This window comes from Pediococcus damnosus (assembly GCF_001437255.1).
In the GTDB taxonomy this organism is placed as follows: Bacteria; Bacillota; Bacilli; order Lactobacillales; family Lactobacillaceae; genus Pediococcus; species Pediococcus damnosus.
Window position 1 is genome coordinate 32,190 of record NZ_JQBD01000009.1, and the last position, 17,305, is coordinate 49,494.

Below are 17,305 nucleotides of genomic sequence, written 5' to 3' on the forward strand. Positions count from 1 at the left end.
CTACCTACCACCAATTTACAAAACATTTTTAAAATGCTTACAAATTATTATAAAAGTGATAATTTGATCCTTTTTTATTTAGACTAAAGTTGTTTACAAATCCTATTATAGCAGCAATCACGTCCATTTATACTAAAATGTGGTGGCTGGTGGGGAATAATTATCTAGTTTTGGGCATTTAAGCAAAAAAATAAACAATTTTAAGAGTTAATCAAAAAAATTTGAATTGTTAAAAATTACACGTTAGAATGGTTAATAACATTTTAGAAAGTGGTGTCGTATGAAAAAGAAGAAAAGTACATTCCAAAAAGTCACAATGGTTGTTGTTTGGGTCATGATTATTACAATGGTTGGTTCAGTAGTTTTAACAGCTTTATCATCATTAAACCTATTGGGTTAAAAAAAGAAACTCCAATTTTAAGTGGCGTTTCTTTTTTTGTGATTAATTATGGCTTATATGTCTATCGCAGCATCTTATTCCCTGATATCACTACAAAGATTTCAAAGAATCTGACAAAAAAATAGCTATGATTTTTGTGAAAATACATTTCACTTTCATCATAGCTATTTTTATTTTTATTTCATTCATCTTTTTTTGTAAATACTTGCCGCGGTTTGCTTCCTTCTTGAGGACCAACCACACCATTTGCTTCTAATTGATCCACAATCCTAGCTGCTCGATTGTAACCAATTCTAAATCGACGCTGTAACATTGACGTGCTCGCTTTTTGCATATCTGTCACTAAAGCTACTGCCTGATCATATAATTCATCTTTTTCATCATGCTTAGCTTGATCCTCGGATGCTGCTTCTTCGTCAGTCACAATCAAAGATTCGTCATACGAAACTTTCTGCTGGCCTTTTACATATTCAACAATAGTTTTTACATCCTTATCCGAGATAAAAGCTCCTTGAACTCTTTCCGGTTTGCTTTTCCCCATTGGATAATACAGCATATCGCCGCGTCCCAAAAGTTTCTCGGCTCCATTTGAATCAATAATGGTCCGTGAATCCGTACCACTTGCCACAGCAAACGCAATTCGTGAAGGAACATTGGCTTTAATTAGACCAGTAACCACATCTACAGACGGCCGTTGCGTGGCAATGATCATATGAATTCCGGCCGCTCGGGCTAACTGAGCAAGCCTGATAATTGCATCCTCCACCGCATTTTGAGCAACCATCATTAAGTCGGCCAATTCATCGACCACCACAACAATATAAGGCAGATGAGGTCGGTTCTTCCCATCTTTTTTATTTTCTTCACTAATGTATTCATTGTAGGTTTTAATATTTCGTTGATTAGTTTCAGCAAACAAGTCATAACGATGCTGCATTTCTGCAACAACTTTATGCAACGCCCGTGCTGCTTTTTTGGGCTCTGTCACAACCGGTGTTAAAAGATGAGGAATATCCTTATAAACTCCTAATTCCACTTTTTTCGGATCAATTAGAATAAATTTCACTTGATCTGGTCTAGCGTTCATTAGCAAACTCGTAATGATCACGTTAATCATCACGGACTTACCACTACCAGTTGCCCCCGCAATCAGTAAATGTTGCATCTTAACTAAATCTGCTAAAACCAAGTTTCCAGAAACATCCCTTCCAATCGGAACTTGCAGAATTGAATCTGGATGTGGAGGTTGAGATTCGACCACATCCCGAAATGATACTGTGGAGACCTCCGTATTGGGAACTTCAATTCCAATCAGTGATTTTCCAGGAATTGGCGCCTCAATTCGAATATCCTTGGCTGCCAAAGCTAAGGCAATATCATCAGAAAGGCCCACAATTTTGCTTACTTTCACACCAATATCTGGATGCAATTCGTATTCAGTTACTGATGGTCCCAAATTCACACTTTTAACCGTAGCTTTAACGCCAAAACTGGTCAATGTTTGCTGGAGAATTTTAGTGTTTTTTTGAATCGTTTTATATTCTTGGCTTTGATCTGTTTTGGGAATCGTTGTTAAAAGATCTGTGGATGGTAACTGATAATTAGGATTCTCTAACTCTTCTGTATTTTGGAAAGCCGATTCCGGTTTTGTATCTTTTTCAATCTGTTTTTTAGTCTGCGGTTGTTCATGTTCTGAAGCGATTCTAATTGCCGGTTGCCCATTTGCTGGGGTTGTTTTTTTAGTCTGCTCATCCATTAAGTCCTTACCGGAAACTAATGGCGTATCGTGCTTCTTTTCCGACTGTTGTGGCTTTGCTGTTCGAGTATTTTTTACACTTTGTTGGCTCCTTATTTTAATTGCCTGTACCAGGTTCTGTGTCAACGTTTTGCCTGAAATAATTAGCCTTCTAAACGTTACCGCTATCGTTTGAAGTACCTTATCCATAGGAATTCCAAAGAAAATTGCAACGCCCAACGCAACTACTAACCAACCTAAAATAAGACTACCAATTTCAGAAAAACAAAATTCAGTGGCTGTATACAAAATACTGCCAATCATTCCCCCACCAACTGGTTCTCCAATCGAAGCATACTTAAATGCATCCGAAAGTGAATGCCATGTCGTCGAAATAAAATGATTATGTTGATTCATTTGTTCAAAAAATCGAGTGGTAATTATTAGAATTGCGCCAATATAAACTAACGCAATTCCAAACACAAATCGAAAACGCCCCTTTAGCTTTGGCTCTTGGCCGGTAAATAATAAAACAGCCCCATACAATCCGAACAACAAAATCAAAACTTGAAAGGCATCACCAACAAATAAACGAAAAACATTCGCAAAAAGAACTCCAATATAACCTAACGAAAAATAACCTAATAATGCCAATAAAACGAAAATTCCGCCTAAAAAATGTTTAGATTGGAGAAATTGTTGCCAATTGCTCTTTCTTGAACGCTTTCGTTTTCGCTTCGTCGTTGTTCTTTTCCTTTTAGCCGCCAATATTTGCCCTCCTTTCGCCAAGTTTGCAATTTTGAAATAGCTTATTTTAACTTGTCATTCTCATAGTGGTGAACTCTTTGAAGACCTGGAAATGCCTGTTGACGCAGCGCTTCGTAGATAACAATCGCCACACTATTAGACAAATTCAAGGCCCGAATATGATCATCATCTTGAGGAATTCGAATCGCTTTTTCAGGATATTGCCGCATAAATGGTTCCGGCAATCCCGTCGTTTCTTTGCCAAACAAGAAGTAATGATCTTTATCATCAGCAGTATAGTCCACATCAGTATAATCATGGTCCGCAAATTTAGAAACTAAGTATAAATAATTTAGATCTGGTACAGAATCAATAAACTCGGGTAGATTTTCATGGTAAACAAGATCAACATCTTTCCAGTAATCTAATCCGGCCCGTTTAAGATGTTTATCATCAACAGAAAATCCAAGTGGTTTAATTAAATGAAGGACCGTGTCAGTTCCAGCACATGTTCGGGCAATGTTCCCCGTGTTGGCTGGCATCAAGGGTTCAAAAAGCACAATATGGTTTGTCATTTTTATTCTCTCTCTCATAATTAATAGTTATCTAAAGGCTATCATACTGCTATAAATTTCTTCCAACAACAAAAAAAGCGTAGACACTCGGTGTAGGCACGGCGAGCTTCTACGTTAAATGAAGTACAACTTGCTAATCGCCAACGATTTCCCGATGTCAATTAACAACCGATTTCTTAACTAAATCCTAACACCATAATTCAAGATGTGCAACCTTCTCAGACCCAGTGTTTAAGCGATCGTTCCCTTTAATAAAGTCACATCCACAGTAATATGATTCAATTGCGAAGCTTGCGCATTTTGAATCATTTCGGGGGTTGCTCCCCAATGTAAGGGGGTCATTTGAATCAAGTCGGACAATAAGTCATCCTCAAATTTAAACGTATAAGTAAGCTGCTTGGTTTGGGCATGCGGAAAATGTTTTTCAAAAAGGCTCACAACCTGATCATTTTGGTAATCAGCATGTTGACTATCCTTTTCATACAACAACTGACGCAATTCACCTAAATAATTTGAATTAGGCACAATTTTCAAAACTTGCCCACCTGGCTTTAGGACTCGTTGAAATTCTGCATATGCTGAAGGTGAGAATAAATCCAGAATAGTTGTAAATTTATCATTGGTGAAAGGCAAATTAGCTAAATCTGCAATACAGAAAAATGCACTCGAATTTAATTGAGTCGCCAAGTTAATTCCCGCCGTTGAGATATCAAAACCAACTGCTGTTGCTCCCTCAGTCATTGAAAGAGTTTTCTTTAGGGGTGTGCCTTCACCAGAGCCTACATCCAAAATAACTTCATCTTTATCTATGTTTTTCGCAAACTCCTGGCAAATCGGATCAAACAAACCGGCTGTTAATATCCTTCGTCTGGAGGCCAGCATCGCATCATCATATTCACTAGTAACGGCGTGATTTAAAAAGTAGAGAGTTCCCTTTTTTGAAATATCGATGGCGTGCTGATTTGGGCAGATAATGCTACCAGATTCAACACGATCATAAGTATCGTGACACACGGGGCAACGAAACAGCGATAAATTGTTTTGAATAAATTGAATACCCTTTTCTCTTTTTTTCATTTTCTGTTCATCCTCATTTTAATTAAAATTATCAAATAACTAACCTTTTAAGCATAACATGGACACGTTTACTGAAGTATTTGAAAAACAAAAAATCCTAAATTTACTAAAGAAAAACGTTAGTAAATTTAGGATAGAATATTTTATTATCAATCAGGTGTCTCATAACCACCATTTTGTTTTTTATACCAATGAAATAGATGCGTTAAAAGCACTTTAGAAACAGCATAGACCGGGATCCCAAAGATAACGCCCAATACTCCAAACATCCGTCCTGACGCCAACAAGACAATCAGAATTGTAACTGGATGAATGGCTAAATTCGTTCCAAGAATTAATGGTGAAAGGATTCGGCCTTCAATAGTCTGTTCAATTGCGAATACAATCAAAACCTTAACTACCATCCATGGCGATATGAAAGCCGCTAATACAAGCGAAGGAACCATCGCCAAGAAGGACCCCAGATAGGGAATCAAATTTAGAATACCAGCTGCAATTCCCAAGGTTAAAGCAAATTTCAGCCCAATGATTAAATACCCAACAAAGAACATAATTGCTACACAAAAGGCAACAATTAATTGACCTCGAATATAGCCACTCACCTTTCCGTTAACTTCATCAAGAATTGACACAAACCCTGCACGTTTCTTAGTTGGTAAGAAATGCGCCAAATATTTAGGTAATTGATGACCATCTTTTAATAAATAAAAAAGGATAAACGGCATTGTAATCAAGCCCACCACAATTTTTGTAACTGAACTAATTACGCCTCCTACTGATGTAAAGGTATGATTAGCTGCATTGCTTACCCAACTAGAAAGTGAGCTCGTAGCAGAATCACTAACCTTTTGAAATTCCTTTTGGAACTGACCAAACCGCGGATCATTCAACCAGGTATCCAACTGATTAGTCAAATGATTCCAATAATCAGGCCAATTCTTCAAAAAGTCGGTCGCCTGACTTCGGATGACCGGAATTAAAGACACGACGCCCAAAACTAAAAGTGCAATCACAACTACAAATAGTCCAATAATTGTCCATACTCTCTTAACATGAAACTTGTTCTCTAACCAATCAACAACTGGATTAAATAAGTAAAATAATACGCCAGCAAGGATAACAGGAAATCCCACAATATCAACAAAGTCATTAATTGGTTTAAAAAACCAGGTGACTTTTGAAAATACAAAGATTATTAGTAAACATAATAAAACAATCATTAAATTGACGATAATTCGATTATTTAAAACGAGCTTTGTAAACCATGAACGCCAAGTATCTTTTTCCGTTTTCAAAGAATCACCACACAATCATTAAAATATATAGGTTATTTTATCATCAACCGAAAACTTAGGGAACTTTTCCGGAGAAAGATAAATTGCACTTTCCAGAGGTGTTTCTGGAATTGGTGTAAAGCACAGCGTTACGTGACCTACTCCTTGCAAGTTTGCATTCACTAATTCACCACAAAAAGTAATTGTGTAAGTTGTGTCATGAATCTTAATTTGCGATCCCCGTTTTAAATTAAATTTAGGATGATCGTCTTCAAAGTCTTGAATAACTGCCACACTTTTAAGGTTACTAGTCGCTTCTGGGCCAAATAAAATCGCAATTGGATCACTTTCTACAATGGCATTAGGACCTATTTCTATAATTTTGGACGTAATCGTCATAAAATACCCTCTTCTCAAATAAATTCTTATTTTTATTGTAGCATAGTCATCTTCATCAAATAAAGAAAATGGAAGCGTGCCCAGCAATTCTTAATTTTGTGCTATACTTTTGTATTAGAGAATACAAGGAGGTTTTTATTTTGAAAGAATCATTTTTTGTTGGTACGTATACAAAAAAAACTAGCCAAGGCGTTTATAAACTAACCTTAGACACTGAAACAAACACACTGAGCAAGGCCGAATTAGTGGCAAAAATTGGTAATCCTACTTATGTCGCCAAATCCAAGCGTAATTTTCTTTACACCGTTGATCAAAAGGGTGCTGATGGTGGCGTGGCAGTCGTTGATCTCAATACGACCCCTGCTAAAATTATCCAACATGCTGTAACTCCTGGTAATTCACCTGCTTATGTTGCAGTTGATGAACAACGTCAACTTCTTTATAGTTCTAATTATCATTTAGCAACCGTAACTGTTTACAAAATTGGCGAAGATGGCCGTCTTAGTCAAACAGATGTTGTTGCACATTCTGGAAAAGGTCCTAAACCTGAACAAGCAGATGGTGCTCATGTCCATTTTAGCGATTTGACACCAGACAATCGTTTGGTCGTTTGTGATTTAGGAACCGATGAAGTTTATACCTATGATGTTTCAGATGACGGAAAGCTCACAGAAGTGACCCGTTATAAAACCAAGGCCGGTTTCGGGCCCCGTCACATTGTATTTACAAAAAATGGTTCAACAGCTTACTTAGCTGGTGAACTTGGTAGTGCAGTAGAAGTTTTAAATTATGATGAACAAAATGGTGAGTTTACCCATTTGCAGACAATTAGTACAATTCCTTCAACTTGGCATGCACATAACGGAGCAGCTGCGATTAAACTGAGTCAGGATGATAAATTCCTTTACGTTTCTAATCGTGGATATAATTCTTTAGCTGTTTTTGCAACCAGTTCCGATGGTTCCTTAAAACTAATTCAAAATATTTCTGTAGAAGGAGATTTCCCTCGTGATTTTGCCTTAGACCCCACGGAAAGTTTCATTGTGTGTGCCAATCAAAATACAGATAACTTAACGTTATTCTCTCGTTCAAAGGAAAACGGAAAACTTACTTTATTAGAAAAGGACATTCCATTACCTGAAGGCGTTTGTGTTTTGTTTGAATAACTAGAATTTAATAACGGACAGGAGCCACAAATGATAATTAAAGAAGTAGCTTTAGAAAATTTTACAAATGTGCCGAAAGCCATTCGTGCTGGTGCCAACCGAATTGAGCTCTGTGACAATCTTGCCGTTGGCGGAACAACTGTCAGCAAAGGGGTTATGGCAGAAACTCAAAAGTATGCCAATGACCACCATATCCCCGTCATGGCCATGATCCGACCACGCGGTGGCAACTTTGTTTATACAGATACTGAATTAAAAATTATGGAAGCTGATGTTTTTCAAGCACAAGAACTTGGCATAGACGGGGTTGTTTTTGGTGCTTTACACAAAAACGGTACTTTGGATACGGATGCTCTTGAAATGTTAATTGCGGCTGCAGGCGGAATGCAAATCACTTTCCATATGGCATTTGACGCGATTCCAAAAGCAAAACAGTCTGAATCAATCGATTGGCTTGCTGAAGCTGGAATTGACCGTATTTTGACACATGGCGGTGATTTAGATACTCCAATTACAACTCATTATGCCGATCTCAAACAAATAATTAAGGATGCTCACCAACGATTAATCATATTACCAGGTGGTGGCATCACTTCGCGTAATTTAGCCGAAGTTACTGATGAGTTAGGAGTTTCCGAAGCTCATGGTACTCGCATTGTTGGACAACTTTAAAAAACACCAAAATAGCGGAATAGCTTGCAACCAATTGGTTGAGCTATTCCGCTATTTAATTTATTTCATAAATAATTGTAAAAAATATTGAGCAATATTGAAATAGATCAGAACACTAGTTAGATCACTGAGGGTCGAAATAAACGGTCCACTTGCTACCGCTGGATCAACCCCTATTTTTTCCATTCCAATTGGAATTAAACTTCCGGCTAAGTTGGCCACAAAAATTGCGCCAGCCATCGCAGTCCCAACAACTGCCCCAAGAAGAAAGTTTTGTTTCCATACACCAACCATAACAAACACACACAGTCCGGTTACAATACCAATAATAATTCCTGTAGCCACCTCGTTTAAAATCAAACGGGCAATTTTTAAATGACTGTTGGTAGCCAAACGACGAACCGCGACGGCTAAGCTCTGAGTCCCTGCATTCCCGGCAGTTCCTGTAATTAAGGAAATAAAAATGGCAAGCACACTTACTTGGGAAAGTAATCCCTCAAAATGGTTAATCAGCGTTGCAGTTAGCATCCCTAGAAATAACAAGGTAATTAACCACGGCAACCGTTTTAAAGCAGTTTGAAAGGGGTTGTGCGAAATGGTTTCAGTATCCACACCAGCTAAATGAGAGTAATCTTCAGCAGACTCTTCATCAATAACATCAATAATATCATCAACTGTGATAATCCCAACAATTTTTTCAGTTTCATCCACAACTGGGATCGCAACAAAATTATAATCACGGACCTGTTCAGCAATGGCCTCTTGATCCTCATTAACATCTACAGCTAACACACGGGTAGCCATAATATCAGTTACTTTCACATCATCCGGATGCGTAATCAAATCTCGAACAGACAATACGCCTACTAATTTGTTTACGTCATCTGTGACGTAAATGTAGGCAATAATCTCCGCATACTGAGCCTCTCGCTTCACGTGTTGCATAGCCGTTCCTATGGTTTGATCTTCATTAACCGCGATAAACTCGGTAGTCATTAAGGAACCGGCCGTTTCATCTTCATAATGAATCAATTTCCGAACCTGATTAGCTTCATCAGTATGCAACAAGCCCAAATACTTTTTGCGCTTAATTGGACGAATATTTGTGAAAATGTCTACCACATTATCCGTATACATCTCAGTTAATAACCGCGACACATATGAATCAGACATTTCATCCAGATACTTGCCCATTTCTCCGGGATCCTCTTCAGTATCATCAAAAACATTGGCAAGCTCTTCAGGAGATATAAACGTGTAAACCAATTTCCTTTGTTCAAAATCAAACGCAGAAAACAATTGGCTTTGTTCATACCCATGAAGGCCTAGAAAAATTTTGCGAAAACCTTTTCGATTTTTTTTATTTAACGTTCCAGATAACTGCTTTTTTAGTTCTTCTAATTCTTCTGCCATAACTAGCTCTCCTCAGCATCATAGCTTTCGGGATTCTTGTTCCAAATATGCCGCCATATCTTTTGGCAAAGGTGCCATTACTTCAATTTGTTGATCTTTAAATGGATTAAAAAAAGAAATTGAAGAACAGTGCAAAGCTTGGCGTTGCATATAGCCACTGCAACTTCCTCCATATAACACATCACCAACTAATGGATGATCAAGGGTTGAAAAATGAACCCGAATCTGGTGAGTTCTGCCAGTATGTAATTGCACTCGTAGTAAAGTGGCATCACGTAAGGACTTAATTACCCAATACTCTGTAATTGACCGCCGCCCCTTTGAATCAGCCGGAACCTCGCGTCGAATAAAGGATCCTGGTTCACGCACAATTGGTAAATCAATTAGGCCATGCTTTTGTTGAAGATGTCCCATCACAACTGCCGTGTAAAGTTTTTTAATTTTATGTTCTTTCAATTCTCTGTCTAACACCGAATGAGCAAAATGATGTTTGGCAAAGATAACTAAACCAGAAGTATCGCGATCGAGTCTTGTTACAACATGCGTAACCTGACTCTCATAGCCTTGCCGCTGATAATACCCCTTCACGCGATTTACAAGGGTATCATTCGAATACACGCGTGATGGCACGGTTGCCATGTATGCCGGTTTATTAACGACTAAAAAATGTTCATCTTCATAACAAATTTCGATTGGTTCATTTGAAACAGCAACATTATCGTTCGCAATCTCAGGTGGCAGCGTAATCGTTAATTCATCACCAGTCACAACCTCTTCTGATGCCCGAACCGAATTGCGATTAAGATCAATGTTACCACCGTGAAATTTAATATCTTTCAATAAAGTTCTTGAAACCCCTTTTTGATACAAAAAAGTTCGGATCTTCTCCGGACTTTCGACTTCAACTCGCCAACTAATCTTCATTTCCGTCACCGATAAATGCATTATGAACACGATTCCAGAATCCAATATGACGATATTTAGCAAAATTGATTTTTTGTTTACCAATTCGATACTCGATTTGTTCAATGGGCGAATTCACGACATCGACTTGATCAGCGGTAAAATTAAAATTGCCTCCATGAGCCGGTCGAATGGTCACCCACTCATCTGGGGCCATAATAACGGATGCTCCCAAAGTTCGAAATACCCGATTGTTAATAGAAGCAATTTCAGCCATTTGAAGAACTTCAAGATGCGGATGAATAACAGCCCCACCAATGGACCGATTGTAAGCCGTTGATCCTGTTGGCGTTGAGATACAAAGTCCATCCCCACGAAAACGTTCAAATAATTGATCCTTAATATAAACATCGGCAACCAACGTTGAGGAAATTTTTTTAATTGTAGATTCATTGACAGCTTGATAACGAATCGGCTTTTTTTCTCCAACTAGCGTGACATCGATATCTAAAATTGGATATCCCACCGATTCACCAGTGTCTGCTTGGATCGCCTTAACGAGATCATCTAGCTCATAATCCTGCCAATCAGTATAAAACCCCAGGTGACCCGTATGAACTCCAATAAAACGCACATGAGCCAATTGGGTTCTATAATGTTGAAAAGCAGACAAGAGCGTACCATCGCCGCCAACTGTGACCACAATGTCTGGTTGCTCATTGTCGACAGTAATTTGCGCTTCTTTTAATTTACTAACTAATTGCTTGCCAACATTTTCGGCATTATTTGCTTGCGTGCTATAAACCGCTACTTTCATTTACTATCAGTCCTTATGTGAGCCATAAATATTATGATCCGAACGATCTCTGGAAAATAATTTTTGGGCTTCTTGAATTTCTTCTCGAATTTCTGACATCTCTTCATCCAGTGAAAAAGCCGCTTCTGCCGCTCTTTGAAGCCGATCACTTAATTCTTTTGGAAATTCACCTTGGTACTTGTAATTCAAAGAATGCTCAATTGTAGCCCAAAAATTCATCGCCAAGGTCCGAATTTGAATTTCTGCCAAGATCTTTTTTTCTCCAGAAATTAACTGAACTGGATACTCCACCACAATGTGATAAGAACGATAGCCACTTGGCTTTTCATTATTAATGTAATCGCGTTCTTCAATAATTGTTAAGTCGGTTCGCTTTCGAAGAAGGTCAACAACTTGATAAATATCTTCGACAAACTGGCACATAACACGCACACCAGCAATATCTTGCATATCTTGCTCAAGTCGATCTTCACGAACTTGGCGGCGAACCATTTTTTCTTTAATACTAGAGACAGGCTTAACCCGGCCTGTTACAAATTCAATTGGACTTTGTTGATCATCATTTTGAAATTGTTTTCGAATCCCTCGTAATTTTATTTTTAATTCATCAACGGTTTGTTTGTATGGTAATAAAAATTGTTCCCAATTGTCAATCACGTAATTTGCCTCACTTTTTTAAAACACTACCGTCAATTTTAGCATAAAACCGGCGTTTAATCTTCTCAAATGCTATTCTGGTTATTCGATCCCATTTTTGATTCGCTTTTCTTTACCTTAAACAATCAAATGAGCTAAGATACAGCTGAACTTGAAATTAATAAAACAATTTATTTGATATTTTTTGAAAATTTGGTAAAGTTTATACTGTTGTCTTATTAAGGGTAACTTAAAAATAAAATTAATTTTTGCAATTTTAATGGAGGAGAGTTTAATGCTTGATGTCTATTTATTCGTGACACCATGGGATGAGCAATGCATCCAATCTGAAAAAGTCATGATAGATTTTGTCCAGAATGTGGATCAAAAAGTGAGTTTTCAAATCATTCCCATGCTAAACATGCAAATCATTCAGAGCTATTTGCATAACACTAAAAACAAGTCTTATGACTCTTATAATCGTCTATCAGAAGATATGTACAATATGATTTTAGATTACAAGGCGGCCCTTTTTCAATGTAAACGTCACGGCCGCAATTTCTTAAAATTAATTCAACAAGAAATTAACAGTAATCACTTACCGTATTCTAAACAACTCGGCTCTGAAATTGCCGAAAGAGCAAAACTAGACCTAGAAATGTTTGAAAATGATCGACGTTCAAAATTAGCAAGAGACGCATTCAAAGCTGATCAAAGAACCGCTTCTGAAATGAACGTTGCCATTTCCCCAGCAGCAGTCATCTTTAACGATGATGGTGACGATTGTGGTATTCTTGTAGAGGATTTTGATGACAAAACATTACAGCAAATTTGCCAAGATGATGCATGTCCGCTCTCTTCTGCTATTAGTTTTTCACACCCATCAGTTTCATTTCCACATGTGTTATAATTTTATTCGCAATACTAAATAAAGAGCTTCTTAACAATCGCGATACTTATCGTTCTTGCTAAGAAACTCTTTATTTTTTACAATAAATTTTCAAATTCGTTTAAACGCTGTTCAAATACATCAAAAGCATCCTCTAAATATTGCTTCTGTGACATATCGACTCCTGCCCTCTTCATCACATCTAAGGGAAAATCTGAGCTTCCTGATTTCAAATACGTCAAATAGTTATCTTTTGCATGTGGTTGATGAGTTGTAATGCCCTTAGCCAAGGCCGAAGCCGCTGCAAAACCTGTTGCGTATTGATACACATAAAAATTGTAATAAAAATGAGGAATCCTAGTCCATTCTGACTTTATTTGGGAATCATTAACAACATCGTCACCGTAATATCGATGGTTTAATTTTCCGTAGTAGTCGGACATCATTTCTGCAGTCAAGGCTTCCCCACGGGCGTCTGCTTCATGAATAAATTGTTCAAATTCAGCGAATTGTGTTTGTCGATAAACGGTCCCCTTGAAATCATCCAAATAATGATTCAAAACAAACAGTTTAATTTGAGGATCATCATATTTATCCAATAAATATTGAGTTAAAATATTTTCATTAGTTGTCGATGCAATTTCAGCAACAAAAATTGGATAATCACCATATTGATAGGGTTGATTATGCGTCGTGTAATAGCTGTGCATACTATGCCCCATTTCATGAACCAATGTGAATAAATTGTCCAAATCATCTTGCCAATTCAACAACATAAATGGATTTGTTCCATAGACACCAGAAGAATACGCCCCACTTCGTTTCCCTTGGTTTTCAACAACGTCGATCCAGCGATTCTTGAAAGCTTCATCAACATGACTTACATAATCATCACCCATGATTTGAAGGGCAGCCTTTGCTTCTTCTTGAGCTTCCAAATATGTGTAATTGAGGGGCGATTTTCCAGTAATTGGTGTATATAAATCATACATATGTAATTCTTTTAAATTAAGAATTTTCTTTCTCAATCCAACATAGCGATGCAGCAAATCTAAATGCTGATTTACCTCAGTTACCAAATTCGTATAAACTGTTTCAGGAATCGCGCTTTCGCTCATTGCCGCCTGACGTGCACTCTCATAACCTCTGATTTGCGCATTAAAATTATGAACCTTAACCTCTCCAGCTAATGTCGTTGCGAAAGTATTTTTAAATTGTTCATACACCGCATAGAGCTGTTCGAAAGCTTGTTTACGCACAGATTGATGAGTAGATTGTAAAAGTGTGGAATACATTCCCTGAGACAGCTGAACGGTTTCTCCAGCTGTATTTTTCACAAATGGAAATTTAAGATCTGAATTGTCCAAAATTCCAAATGCATTCTCAGATGTCTCGAAAATGGAACTCGCACCAGCCAAAATTGCTTCCTCTTTGGTAGAAAGAACGTGCTTTCTTTTTAAATTAAGAACGTCGAAATAATGCTTATAGGGCTTAAAATCAGCATTATTATTTTGAAAATTTGCCAATGTAGCCTTAGGAATCGCTAAAATTTCAGGTTCTAACCACGCTAGCTTTGCAGATACCTTGGCCACTAAATCATTTACTTGATCTTTAAGCGCCTGATTCTGATTATTTGACGTGTCTTGATCATTCTTTAACTCCGCATAAACATAAATACGTTCCAATTGATTTTCAATTTTAAGCTCACTTTGTATTGCTGTTAACAAAGTCGCTCCGTTGTTTGCTAAATTTCCAGACGATTCCAGTAAAGCATCGACTTGTGGAGACAATTGTGCGATCGCTTTTTTTAGCGCTGATTCATCTTTGAAAATTGTTGAAAGATCCCATGTCAATGCAACTGGAACTTCGCTACGTTTAGGTAATTGCTTGATCTCTGCCATTTATTTTTCCTCCATGCTGTTAAATTAGTTTTACTGTAACATAACTAGGCCGGAAAAAAATTAAGTTTTTGAGTTAGATCTCTGTACCAACAAGGTAACTTGTTTATTCGGTAACACTCATGATCAAGTTGAACAACCTCATTTGAAAGTAACTCTGCTAAAAATTGCTGGAAATTCATTTCCACATTAATTTTCTGACGAGCAACATTTGGGAACTTTAGCATTGAACTGCCACTTATATATTCAAACCAGGCAAAGAATTCTTGATACGAAAATGACCGTTTTGAACTAACTTGTGTGAGTTTAACTAAAAAACGAACTTTGATTTCCAAAGGTGTCGTCACTCCTGTCGGGAACTCAAACAACCGTCCATGTATCAACCACGGGCAACCAGCCAAATTTAAATGATGTAAGTAAAAAAAATTTTGTACTTTACGCAAACGTGGATCCGTATACCTGCCCAACAACCGCCTTTGCAACTCAAGAGCCTCTCGATATGCATGATAACTTTTCAAGACATCATATTGATTATCTTGGCGAAATAGCTCATTAAACGCTTTTTTATCGGGGACAAAATTATAATCTACCCACCTTATTTTTCCAAATAAATCTTGTGTAAGGTGATGTTTTACTAAAAATTGATCATTTGTGGGATTATAAAAAGAAATAAATAGATTAAGTGATTTTTGAAAATACGAGAATTTAGAGAGCTTTTCTAGCGTTAATTTTCTAGCCAAATAAGTTGGCCCCAGAATCCACCAAACCTTATATCCGTGTTCATAATACCCACGTGTCCTTTCAGAAAGCTTTTCTAACGATATGGGACTACATTGAAACTCAATTGCAGTCCAATGATGATGCCAATTCACTAAGATATCCGGTCGCTGATGTAACTCTGGCAAATACGCCTCTAGTTTTACGGCTAAATGATTTTTCCGGCACCAATTGAAAATCCTCGTTTTTCCAGTCAAATGAGCTTGTGTTTCGCCTTCACTAAAAACTTCACAATCGGCACCCGCATGATGTGCAAAATGAGATAACCGCGTTTGACCGTGTCTCAAAATGACAAACTGACCACATCCAGGACAAGTATATTTGCTCTCACGGGTAGCGTCTATTGCCAAAACACTATGATCATCTTTGTTTGCAACAAACATCGTACCATCTCCCTCCATAATTAAAAATACGCAGAAAGATAGTTGTTTTTCCAAAGAATAAAAAATGATCTTAGCTAAAAAGCCAAAACCATTTTGTAAATGTTCTATTTAAAATAGTGTCTCGTTAATTCAAGAGCGCTTTGGCTCATAATCTCTTTTCCATGTTCATGCAAAACATCAGCAGTTACATCCGATGCATCCGCATATTCATAAGCAACTGCAAGTTCATTTTTGACTGTCTCCGGACTAGACTCATCAACGAAGAAGATTAAATCTAAATAGTAATTGTCTCGATATTTGAATAGGTTAGACGCTGCACTTTCAAGATGTAAAACCCGAGCAATCTCCGGCATACTCTCAAAATTTGGTAATTTCAGGACAAACTCTTGAGTATTTGTGTCCGGATCATTAAGATAAGGATCTAAATCAGCTGGACTAGCATCTTTCTTTGGCTCCTGCTTCTTCTTTTTACCATCATCATCATGCTGGACCAACTGGTGTTTGATAAATTCAGAAACATCATCTTCATTATTCATGTTAAAAGTATTATTATCCGCATTCACTTTTGAATTACCCTTCATATCAGAATTTTTACTAATAAAAAGTTCTAATCCATTTTGGTTAGGTAATACCTGGAAAGTAACGGCATCATTTTCCTGAAATTGATGATCCGTATCAACCTCTTGTAAAATACTATAGAAAAAATCTTCTATTTGTTTATGACTTCCTAACAAATCAAGGACAGTAATGCCACGTTCACTTAAATCATCATTACCGATCACAACTCGAATTGTATCATCATTTATTCGTTCCATTTCCATGGGTCGCACCCCCAACCTCTCGTTACTTTTATCTGCTGTGAGTCACAACAGATTCTAACTAAAAAAATAGATTCATGGATATTATCCCACAAATCTAGCTTTTTGCAATTAACCTGCCTTTTATTCTAAAGATCAGCCAAACGTTGTGCCTCCCGAAGTTCATAAGCACGAACATCGCGTGGTAAGAATCGACGAATTTCATCTTCATTGTACCCAACCTGGAGACGCTTTTCATCCAGAATAATCGGTCTTCTAAGCAAGCCAGGATTCTTTTGAATTAATTCGAAAAGTTTTTGTAATGGTAATTCATCAAGATTTACGTTTAGTTTTTGATATACTTTAGAACGTTTTGAAATAATTTCTTCCGTTCCATTTTCTGTCATTCTTAGAATGGATTTAATTTCATCCATTGTTAATGGTTCGGAAAAAATGTTACGTTCCTTAAAAGGAATATTATTTTCTTTGAGCCATGCACGCGCTTTTCTACAAGATGTACAACTCGGTGAAGTATATAAAGTAACCATATTTTTCCTCCTTAACAAATCAAACCAAATTAAGCTTTTAATAAGCAAGTTCGATCTCTTTACAATGACTATTATAACCCGTAACGCTTGTTAAAGCCATAGTTTTTGCAAATTTTTTTCTTACTTTTTGTAAATATTTATAATACACTATTTTATTTTGTGTCTAATATAGAGAGCGTAAAATATCTTGTGTAAATGC

Annotated in this window: 17 protein-coding genes; 4 read left to right on the top strand and 13 right to left on the bottom strand. The window is 37.2% G+C overall.

Features of this window, described 5'->3' with window-relative positions; all coding sequences use genetic code 11:
- Positions 1-280: 280 nt before the first annotated feature.
- Complete coding sequence (locus IV84_RS10655) at positions 281-400, top strand: DUF4044 domain-containing protein (RefSeq protein WP_081036066.1); 120 nt, start codon at positions 281-283, stop codon at positions 398-400.
- Between the two features lie 181 nt (positions 401-581).
- Here the strand turns inward: IV84_RS10655 and IV84_RS02320 are convergent, their stop codons facing one another.
- The 5 genes from IV84_RS02320 to IV84_RS02340 form a co-directional block, all read right to left on the bottom strand.
- The gene (locus tag IV84_RS02320) at positions 582-2,906 is read right to left on the bottom strand and encodes an FtsK/SpoIIIE family DNA translocase (protein ID WP_414477503.1); all 2,325 of its coding nucleotides are present in this window, start codon (positions 2,904-2,906) and stop codon (positions 582-584) included.
- A gap of 38 nt (positions 2,907-2,944) precedes the next feature.
- A complete protein-coding gene (locus IV84_RS02325) occupies positions 2,945-3,457 on the bottom strand; it encodes a tRNA (cytidine(34)-2'-O)-methyltransferase (RefSeq protein ID WP_046871805.1) in 513 nt (170 codons plus the stop codon).
- Between the two features lie 231 nt (positions 3,458-3,688).
- Positions 3,689-4,534 (bottom strand): methyltransferase domain-containing protein, encoded by an 846-nt coding sequence (locus tag IV84_RS02330; protein WP_046871804.1) that lies wholly within the window; start codon positions 4,532-4,534, stop codon positions 3,689-3,691.
- A 149-nt stretch (positions 4,535-4,683) separates the two neighbouring features.
- Positions 4,684-5,754 carry an AI-2E family transporter gene (locus IV84_RS02335; protein WP_080945552.1) on the bottom strand — a complete coding sequence of 357 codons (1,071 nt, stop codon included), beginning with the start codon at positions 5,752-5,754 and terminating at the stop codon, positions 4,684-4,686.
- Positions 5,755-5,847: 93 nt separating this feature from the next.
- On the bottom strand, positions 5,848-6,207 hold the full coding sequence (locus IV84_RS02340; RefSeq protein WP_046871802.1) for a PTS glucitol/sorbitol transporter subunit IIA: 360 nt from the start codon (positions 6,205-6,207) through the stop codon (positions 5,848-5,850).
- A gap of 140 nt (positions 6,208-6,347) precedes the next feature.
- Between IV84_RS02340 and IV84_RS02345 the strand changes: the two genes are divergently transcribed.
- Together IV84_RS02345 and IV84_RS02350 are read left to right on the top strand one after the other, a co-directional pair.
- Positions 6,348-7,373 carry a lactonase family protein gene (locus tag IV84_RS02345; protein WP_056986052.1) on the top strand — a complete coding sequence of 342 codons (1,026 nt, stop codon included), beginning with the start codon at positions 6,348-6,350 and terminating at the stop codon, positions 7,371-7,373.
- 33 nt (positions 7,374-7,406) lie between these two features.
- Positions 7,407-8,045: a copper homeostasis protein CutC gene (locus IV84_RS02350; RefSeq protein ID WP_046871837.1), complete on the top strand. Its 639-nt coding sequence runs from the start codon at positions 7,407-7,409 to the stop codon at positions 8,043-8,045.
- 60 nt (positions 8,046-8,105) lie between these two features.
- Here the strand turns inward: IV84_RS02350 and mgtE are convergent, their stop codons facing one another.
- Genes mgtE through yjbM form a run of 4 tightly spaced genes read right to left on the bottom strand, consistent with a single transcriptional unit; the run spans position 8,106 to position 11,835 of the window.
- The gene (gene mgtE / locus IV84_RS02355) at positions 8,106-9,458 is read right to left on the bottom strand and encodes a magnesium transporter (RefSeq protein WP_046871800.1); all 1,353 of its coding nucleotides are present in this window, start codon (positions 9,456-9,458) and stop codon (positions 8,106-8,108) included.
- Between the two features lie 18 nt (positions 9,459-9,476).
- Positions 9,477-10,382, bottom strand: a complete 906-nt coding sequence (locus IV84_RS02360) for an RluA family pseudouridine synthase (RefSeq protein WP_046871799.1) — start codon at positions 10,380-10,382, stop codon at positions 9,477-9,479.
- Positions 10,372-11,178: an NAD kinase gene (locus IV84_RS02365; RefSeq protein WP_046871798.1), complete on the bottom strand. Its 807-nt coding sequence runs from the start codon at positions 11,176-11,178 to the stop codon at positions 10,372-10,374. Before IV84_RS02365 ends, IV84_RS02360 begins: the two co-directional genes overlap by 11 nt.
- A 6-nt stretch (positions 11,179-11,184) precedes the next feature.
- On the bottom strand, positions 11,185-11,835 hold the full coding sequence (yjbM, locus tag IV84_RS02370) for a GTP diphosphokinase (RefSeq protein ID WP_046871797.1): 651 nt from the start codon (positions 11,833-11,835) through the stop codon (positions 11,185-11,187).
- Positions 11,836-12,109: 274 nt separating this feature from the next.
- On the opposite strand from yjbM, the gene IV84_RS02375 reads away from it, so the two are divergent.
- Positions 12,110-12,724, top strand: a complete 615-nt coding sequence (locus IV84_RS02375; protein ID WP_046871796.1) for a DsbA family protein — start codon at positions 12,110-12,112, stop codon at positions 12,722-12,724.
- 77 nt (positions 12,725-12,801) lie between these two features.
- On the opposite strand, the gene pepF is transcribed toward IV84_RS02375, so the two are convergent.
- The 4 genes from pepF to spxA all read right to left on the bottom strand — a co-directional run bounded on the left by pepF (position 12,802) and on the right by spxA (position 17,106).
- A complete protein-coding gene (gene pepF, locus IV84_RS02380; RefSeq protein WP_056986053.1) occupies positions 12,802-14,604 on the bottom strand; it encodes an oligoendopeptidase F in 1,803 nt (600 codons plus the stop codon).
- 44 nt (positions 14,605-14,648) lie between these two features.
- Positions 14,649-15,761: a competence protein CoiA gene (locus IV84_RS02385; RefSeq protein WP_056986054.1), complete on the bottom strand. Its 1,113-nt coding sequence runs from the start codon at positions 15,759-15,761 to the stop codon at positions 14,649-14,651.
- 104 nt (positions 15,762-15,865) lie between these two features.
- Complete coding sequence (locus tag IV84_RS02390; protein WP_056986055.1) at positions 15,866-16,582, bottom strand: adaptor protein MecA; 717 nt, start codon at positions 16,580-16,582, stop codon at positions 15,866-15,868.
- 125 nt (positions 16,583-16,707) lie between these two features.
- Positions 16,708-17,106, bottom strand: a complete 399-nt coding sequence (spxA, locus tag IV84_RS02395) for a transcriptional regulator SpxA (RefSeq protein WP_056986056.1) — start codon at positions 17,104-17,106, stop codon at positions 16,708-16,710.
- Between the last annotated feature and the right edge of the window lie 199 nt (positions 17,107-17,305).

What these genes read in the sequence shown, in the direction of transcription:
- IV84_RS10655 (WP_081036066.1), top strand. Translation starts at nt 281, where the DNA reads ATGAAAAAGAAGAAAAGTACATTCCAAAAAGTCACAATGGTTGTTGTT.
- IV84_RS02325 (WP_046871805.1), bottom strand. Translation starts at nt 3,457, where the DNA reads ATGACAAACCATATTGTGCTTTTTGAACCCTTGATGCCAGCCAACACG.
- IV84_RS02330 (WP_046871804.1), bottom strand. Translation starts at nt 4,534, where the DNA reads ATGAAAAAAAGAGAAAAGGGTATTCAATTTATTCAAAACAATTTATCG.
- IV84_RS02335 (WP_080945552.1), bottom strand. Translation starts at nt 5,754, where the DNA reads ATGATTGTTTTATTATGTTTACTAATAATCTTTGTATTTTCAAAAGTC.
- IV84_RS02340 (WP_046871802.1), bottom strand. Translation starts at nt 6,207, where the DNA reads ATGACGATTACGTCCAAAATTATAGAAATAGGTCCTAATGCCATTGTA.
- mgtE (WP_046871800.1), bottom strand. Translation starts at nt 9,458, where the DNA reads ATGGCAGAAGAATTAGAAGAACTAAAAAAGCAGTTATCTGGAACGTTA.
- IV84_RS02360 (WP_046871799.1), bottom strand. Translation starts at nt 10,382, where the DNA reads ATGAAGATTAGTTGGCGAGTTGAAGTCGAAAGTCCGGAGAAGATCCGA.
- IV84_RS02365 (WP_046871798.1), bottom strand. Translation starts at nt 11,178, where the DNA reads ATGAAAGTAGCGGTTTATAGCACGCAAGCAAATAATGCCGAAAATGTT.
- IV84_RS02375 (WP_046871796.1), top strand. Translation starts at nt 12,110, where the DNA reads ATGCTTGATGTCTATTTATTCGTGACACCATGGGATGAGCAATGCATC.
- pepF (WP_056986053.1), bottom strand. Translation starts at nt 14,604, where the DNA reads ATGGCAGAGATCAAGCAATTACCTAAACGTAGCGAAGTTCCAGTTGCA.
- IV84_RS02385 (WP_056986054.1), bottom strand. Translation starts at nt 15,761, where the DNA reads ATGTTTGTTGCAAACAAAGATGATCATAGTGTTTTGGCAATAGACGCT.
- IV84_RS02390 (WP_056986055.1), bottom strand. Translation starts at nt 16,582, where the DNA reads ATGGAAATGGAACGAATAAATGATGATACAATTCGAGTTGTGATCGGT.
- spxA (WP_056986056.1), bottom strand. Translation starts at nt 17,106, where the DNA reads ATGGTTACTTTATATACTTCACCGAGTTGTACATCTTGTAGAAAAGCG.